This is a genomic window from Allosediminivita pacifica (genome assembly GCF_003054175.1).
Taxonomy (GTDB): domain Bacteria; phylum Pseudomonadota; class Alphaproteobacteria; order Rhodobacterales; family Rhodobacteraceae; genus Allosediminivita; species Allosediminivita pacifica.
The window spans coordinates 139920-146206 of record NZ_QBKN01000009.1; the positions used below are offsets into that span (position 1 = coordinate 139920).

The 6287-nt window shown below is 67.3% G+C and carries 4 protein-coding genes and 1 pseudogene; 3 read left to right on the top strand and 2 right to left on the bottom strand.

The window, feature by feature from the left end; genetic code table 11:
• Positions 1-35: 35 nt before the first annotated feature.
• The gene (gene pheT / locus C8N44_RS09275; RefSeq protein WP_107975907.1) at positions 36-2432 is read left to right on the top strand and encodes a phenylalanine--tRNA ligase subunit beta; all 2397 of its coding nucleotides are present in this window, start codon (positions 36-38) and stop codon (positions 2430-2432) included.
• 149 nt (positions 2433-2581) lie between these two features.
• On the opposite strand, the gene C8N44_RS09280 is transcribed toward pheT, so the two are convergent.
• Together C8N44_RS09280 and C8N44_RS09285 are read right to left on the bottom strand one after the other, a co-directional pair.
• The gene (locus C8N44_RS09280; RefSeq protein WP_107975908.1) at positions 2582-2917 is read right to left on the bottom strand and encodes a carboxymuconolactone decarboxylase family protein; all 336 of its coding nucleotides are present in this window, start codon (positions 2915-2917) and stop codon (positions 2582-2584) included.
• Positions 2918-2988: 71 nt separating this feature from the next.
• Positions 2989-4677 (bottom strand): acyl-CoA dehydrogenase family protein, encoded by a 1689-nt coding sequence (locus C8N44_RS09285; RefSeq protein WP_107975909.1) that lies wholly within the window; start codon positions 4675-4677, stop codon positions 2989-2991.
• 148 nt (positions 4678-4825) lie between these two features.
• Here C8N44_RS09285 and C8N44_RS09290 point away from each other — a divergent pair, with 148 nt between their 5' ends.
• Together C8N44_RS09290 and C8N44_RS24180 are read left to right on the top strand one after the other, a co-directional pair.
• Positions 4826-5596: a sulfite exporter TauE/SafE family protein gene (locus tag C8N44_RS09290; protein ID WP_107975910.1), complete on the top strand. Its 771-nt coding sequence runs from the start codon at positions 4826-4828 to the stop codon at positions 5594-5596.
• A 195-nt stretch (positions 5597-5791) separates the two neighbouring features.
• Positions 5792-5869 (top strand): annotated as a pseudogene (locus C8N44_RS24180) (zinc ribbon domain-containing protein); the annotation flags it as partial.
• Positions 5870-6287 lie beyond the last annotated feature (418 nt).

Below are 6287 nucleotides of genomic sequence, written 5' to 3' on the forward strand. Positions count from 1 at the left end.
CGCGTGACCTTGGAATTCGACGTGAGGCACGCGGCATGAAGTTCACCCTCTCCTGGCTGAAGGATCACCTCGAGACCAGCGCGACGGTCGACGAGATCGCCGAGGCGCTGACCGATCTCGGGCTCGAGGTGGAAGGCATCGAGAACCCGGGCGAGCGGCTTGCGGGCTTTACCATCGGCAAGGTGGTGGGCGCCGAGAAGCACCCCGATGCCGACAAGCTCAAGGTTTGCCGGGTCGCGACCGATGAGGGCGAGACGCAGATCATCTGCGGCGCCCCGAACGCGCGCGAGGGCATCACCGTGGTCGTCGCCAAGCCCGGCACCTACGTCCCCGGCATCGACACGACCATCCAGGTGGGCAAGATCCGCGGCGTCGAGAGCCACGGCATGATGTGCTCGGAACGCGAGATGGAGCTTTCCGAGGAGCATGACGGCATCATCGAGCTGCCCTCGGGCGAGGTCGGCCAGAGCTTTGCCGACTGGCTGGCGCAGAACGATCCCGCCAAGGTCGACCCGGTAATCGAGATCGCCATCACCCCCAACCGCCCCGACGCGCTGGGCGTGCATGGCATTGCGCGCGATCTGGCCGCGCGGGGGCTCGGCACGCTGAAGCCCATCGCGGACGTGACGGTCGAGGGCGCCTTTGCCGCGCCCGTGACGGTGAGTATCGACGAGGATGCGCGCGAGGGCTGCCCGGTCTTCTACGGGCGCGTGATCCGGGGCGTGAAGAACGGGCCGTCGCCGCAGTGGCTGCAGGACCGGCTGAAGGCCATCGGGCTGCGGCCGATCTCGTTCCTCGTGGACGTGACCAACTTCTTCACCTTCGACCGCAACCGCCCGCTGCACGTCTTCGACGCGGGTAAGGTGCAGGGCAACCTGCGCGTGCACGCGGCCAAGGGCGGCGAGGTGCTGGAGGCGCTGGACGAACGGACCTACACCATGGAGCCGGGGATGATCGTCATCTCCGACGACGCGGGCGTCGAGAGCCTTGGCGGCGTCATGGGCGGCGAGCCCACGGGCGTGTCGGACGAGACCACGGACGTCTTCCTCGAGGCGGCCTATTTCGACAAGGTGCGCACCGCCTACACGGGCCGCGCGCTGAAGATCAATTCCGACGCGCGTTACCGTTTCGAGCGGGGCATCGACCCCATGTCGGCGGCGCAGGGGATCGAGGCGGCGACGCGGATGATCCTCGATGTCGCGGGCGGCGAGGCCTCCGAGGTGGTGAAGGCGGGCGCGGAGCCCGAGGTGGCACGCGCCTACAAGCTGGACCCGGCGCGGGTGATCTCGCTCGTGGGTATGGAGATCCCCGAGGCCGAGCAGCGCGCCACGCTAGAGGCGCTGGGCTTCGTGCTCGACGGTGACATGGCGCAGGTGCCCTCGTGGCGGCCGGATGTCACCGGTGAAGCGGATCTCGTGGAAGAGGTCGCGCGGGTGGCCTCGCTCACCAAGCTGCAGGGCGTGCCGATGCGGCGTCCGCAGAGCGGCGTGCCGAAGCCGGTGCTGTCGCCGCTGCAGAAACGCGAGCAGGCGGCGCGGCGTACCGCGGCGGCGCTGGGCTACAACGAATGCGTGACCTACAGCTTCATCGACGAGGCCTCGGCCAAGCTGTTCGGCGGGGGCGACGCGGCCACGATGCTGGCCAACCCGATCAGCAGCGAGATGAGCCACATGCGCCCGGCGCTGCTGCCGGGGCTGTTGCAGGCGGCGGCGCGCAACCAGGCGCGGGGCTTTGCCGACCTGGCGCTGTTCGAGCTGGGCGCGGCCTTCCACGGTGGCGAGCCGGGCGAACAGCATCTGCAGCTGTCGGGCCTGCTGGTCGGGCATTCGGGGCCGCGCGACGTGCACGGCGAACGACGCCCGGTGGATGTCTTCGACGTGAAGGCCGATGCCGAGGCGCTGCTGGCGGCCATGGGCGCGCCCGCCAAGGTGCAGATCCTGCGCGGCGCGCGCGAGTGGTGGCACCCCGGGCGGCACGGGCTGATCTGCCTTGGCCCCAAGAAGGTGCTGGGCGTCTTCGGCGAGCTGCACCCCAAGGTGCTGCAGCAGATGGACGTGAAGGGGCCTGCCGTGGGCTTCACCCTCTGGCCCGCCGAGATCCCGATGCCGCGCAAGAGCGGGTCGACGCGGCCTGCGCTGCGGCTCAACGACCTGCAGCCGGTGGAGCGGGATTTCGCCTTTGTCGTAGACGGCGACGTGCAGGCGCTCGACGTGGTGAATGCCGCGGCCGGGGCCGACAAGGCGCTGATCGAGGAGGTCCGTGTCTTCGACGAGTTCGTCGGCGGCAGCCTTGGCGAGGGGCGCAAGTCGCTGGCGATCACCGTGCGGATGCAGCCCACCGAGAAGACGCTGACCGAGAAGGACATCGAGGCGGTGGGCGCCAAGATCGTCGAGAAGGTCGGCAAGGCCACCGGCGGCGTGCTGCGCGGCTGAGGTTTCCCGGGCCGCCCCTTGGTGGTGGCTTTGTCCGAGGCGCCGGTCCTGGCGGACCGGCGCGTGGGGGGGGCTCTGCCCCCGTCCCTGACGGGACTCCCCCGAGGTATTTTCGGCGAAAAGAAGCGTGGGGCGCGCGCTTGGGGCCGTCAGGCGGCCAACTCGTCCCAGGCGGCGAGCGCCTTGGCGGCATACATGAGGCCCGGGCCGCCGGACATCTGCACGGCGGTGCCGAGCGCCTCGGAAAGTTCCTCGCGCGTGCCGCCGGCGCGGAGGAGGGCGCCCACGTGCGACAGGATGCAGTCCTCGCAGCGCAGGGCGACGGCGATACCGAGGCAGAGGAGTTCCTTCTGCTTGTGGGTCAGGGCGCCCTCGGCGCTGGCGGCCTGTTCCATCTGCACGAAGCCCGCGAAGGTTTCGGGGATGGCCTTGCGCAGCCCGCGCAGGTTCTGGCGGGTGGTGGCGAGTTTCTCGGTGTAGGACATATTTCCCTCCTGCGATGTGTTCTGCATCGCAAGAGCATGTCGGGCGGCCGGGTGCCTTGATCCGGATCAGATCAGCCGAGCAGCCTGCGGGCAATCACCTGTGCCTGGATCTCTGCTGCACCTTCGAAGATGTTGAGGATGCGGGCGTCGCAGAGGATCCGCGAGATCGTGTATTCCAGCGCGAAGCCGTTGCCGCCGTGGATCTGCAGCCCGTTGTCGGCGGCGGCCCAGGCCACGCGGGCGCCGAGCAGCTTGGCCATGCCGGCCTCGAGATCGCAGCGGCGGCCGGCGTCCTTTTCCGACGCGGAGTGGTAGGTGAGCTGGCGTGCGACCATGAGTTCGACCGCCATCATGGCAAGCTTGCTTGCCACGCGGGGGAAGGCGATGAGCGGCTTGCCGAACTGCTTGCGGTCCTGGGCGTAGCGCATGGAGACGTCGAGCGCGGACTGGCCGACGCCGATCGCGCGGGCGGCTGTCTGGATGCGGGCGCTCTCGAAGGTTTCCATGAGTTGCTTGAAGCCGTGGCCCTCTTCCTGTCCCAGCAGGTTCCCGCCCTTCACGCGGAAGTCGTCGAAGTTGACGGTGTATTCCTTCATGCCGCGGTAGCCGAGCACCTCGATCTCGCCGCCCGAGATGCCGGGATCGACGAAGGGTTTCTCGTCGGTGCCGGGGGTCTTTTCGGCGAGGAACATCGACAGGCCCTTGTAGTTGTCGGTACCTTCGACGCTGCGGGCGAGCACGGTCATCACGTGGGTGCGGGCGGCGTGGGTGATCCAGGTCTTGTTGCCGTTGAGGATCCAGTCGCCGTTATCATCCTTGCGGGCCTTGGTGCGCAGGCTGCCAAGGTCGGAGCCGGTGTTGGGTTCGGTGAAAACGGCGGTGGGCAGCACCTCGCCGCTGGCCAGCCGGGGCAGCCAGTGGGCCTTCTGGTCGTCGGTGCCGCCGGCGAGGACGAGTTCGGCGGCGATCTCGGAGCGGGTGCCGAGGCTGCCCACGCCGATGTAGCCGCGCGAGAGTTCCTCGGAGACGACGCACATGGAGGCCTTGGGCATGCCGAGGCCGCCGTATTCCTCGGGAATGGTGAGGCCGAAGACGCCCATCTCGGAGAGTTCCTCGATCACCTCCATGGGGATGAGCTCGTCCTTGAGGTGCCAGTCGTGGGCGTGGGGTTCGATCCGGTCGGCGGCGTAGCGGCGAAACTGGTCTCGGATCATGTCGAGCTCTTCGCCGAGGCCGGTGCGGCCCACGGTGGTCTCGGCGCTGCGTTCCTGCATGAGGGCGACGAGGCGGAGGCGGGCCTCCTGCGTGTTGCCGCGCTCGCAGAGGGTCGTGACCTCGGGGGTCATGAGGTCGCGCATTTCGTCCTGCGAGAGGCCGAGGTCCTGCAGGCGGACCACCTCGCCCTGGTTCATCTGGATGCCGCCGTAGATCTGCCAGAGGTATTCGCCGAAGGCGATCTGCAGCAGGAGCTGTTCGACCTCGCCGAAGCAGCCCTCGGCCTCGAGCCTTTCGGCCCAGCCCTGCATCTGGCGCAGGGATTCCACGTAGGTGGCAAGCCAGGCGAGGCCGTGGGTGGCGGTCTGGCGGGCCTCGACAAGGGCGGCGGAGACGCGGTCGCCGTCAATTACCTGATCGCGCACGCGGGTGCGCGCGGTTTCGAGGATGGCGCCGGCAGGATCGAGCGCGGCGGCGGTCAGTCCGGTCAGGCCGGGCAGGATCGCCTCGTCGGCGAGGGTGCGGTCTTGTCCGTCATGGGCCATGGGGCAGCTCCCGTTCTGTCACTGGCGAGGGGTCTAGCGCCTTCGCACCCGCAGCGCAACAAAAATACATAAGAGGGTATCTGGAAGTTCTAAAGTTGCGCAACGTTTTCTTGCGGCAGGCGCCGTCGGAGCGTGCTATCGCAAGAGCATGGATAGTCTCTTTTCGCTCGTATCGCCGTTTTACCTGATCATTGCCATGGGGGTCGCGCTGCTTGCGGGCACCGTGAAGGGCATGGTCGGCTTTGCCATGCCCATGATCCTGATCTCGGGGCTGAGCACCTTCATGGCGCCGGACCTAGCGCTGGCGGGCCTGATCCTGTCGACACTGATCACCAACGGCATGCAGGCCCTGCGGCAGGGCCCGGCAGCGGCCTGGGAGTCGGTCAAGCGGTTCCGGGCCTTCCTGCTGGTGGGACTCGTGGCGCTGCTGATCTCGTCGCAGCTGGTCGCGATCATGCCGGTGCCGGTGCTGTTGGCGCTGATCGGCGGGCCGGTTGCGATCTTCGCGGTGCTGCAGATCGCGGGATGGAAGCCGAACCTTGCCAACGGGCCAAGCACGAAGATCGAGATGGGGACGGGGGCCGTCGCGGGGTTCATCGGCGGGCTCTCGGGGGTCTGGGGGCCGCCGGTGGTGGCCTATCTGACGGCGCTCGACACCGAGAAACGCGAACAGGTGCGGATCCAGGGCGTGATCTACGGCCTGGGCGCGGTGGCCCTGACCGTCGCGCACATCGGGTCGGGCGTCCTGAACACCACGACCATCTGGCTGTCGCTGGCGCTGATTCCGCCCTCGGTTCTGGGGATGTGGCTTGGCGGGCTGGTGCATGACCGGATCGATCAGCAGGCGTTCCGCCGCGCGACACTGTTCGTGTTGCTGGTCGCCGCACTGAATCTGATTCGACGTGCCATTTTTGCCTGAATTGCGCCACAAACAGAATTCTCTATAGAGTGTCTGTGCGTAAAATGTGCGTCATGCCTGCTTGTCACGCCGATCCCGGCGAATTGATGGGTGGGGCAAATTCGCCGTGCCGCCCATCCTATGCGCGATGCATCATGATAGTCATAGTTGCATGATCGACTTCGAGTGTGTCGTCAGGAAAAGGTTTCGGATGCCATGGCCTTCCGAGTAGTAAGATGTCCCAGTTGCGGTCATGCGCTTCGACCGGGCGCCCGCCTCTGCGGGAAATGTGGTGACGTGACGCCCACGCTCAACATGTGGGTGCGTCCCATCGCCATCGCGGGAGCGATCCTGGTGGCGGGACTGGCGATCCTTTTGGCGCAGATGGCGTTGGGGTGATCGGGTAATCTATTACCATAATTGAATACTATGGCGGGCTATCAAGGGATTTCTGATATCGCAGGGGGCCGCCGACAGGCGGCGCCACAAGTGCCCGGGGGCGGAGGCCAGGGTCTAGGTCCCGGCAGGGGTGGGGGTCCGCCGATGGGTTGGCCTTCGTGTCGCCTGATGCGACCCCACCCGCCCTCTCCGGAAGACCGGCGCGGGGGTATTCGTTGGGCTTTGATGCTGTAACCGCCCCCCGACGGCATCGCTGTGCCAAGGTGGGATCGCAACAATCCTTAATGGGAGGCGGTCATGTCAAAGATTACCA

Coding starts and splice junctions, on each gene's coding strand:
- pheT (WP_107975907.1), top strand. CDS start 36: ATGAAGTTCACCCTCTCCTGGCTGAAGGATCACCTCGAGACCAGCGCG.
- C8N44_RS09280 (WP_107975908.1), bottom strand. CDS start 2,917: ATGTCCTACACCGAGAAACTCGCCACCACCCGCCAGAACCTGCGCGGG.
- C8N44_RS09285 (WP_107975909.1), bottom strand. CDS start 4,677: ATGGCCCATGACGGACAAGACCGCACCCTCGCCGACGAGGCGATCCTG.
- C8N44_RS09290 (WP_107975910.1), top strand. CDS start 4,826: ATGGATAGTCTCTTTTCGCTCGTATCGCCGTTTTACCTGATCATTGCC.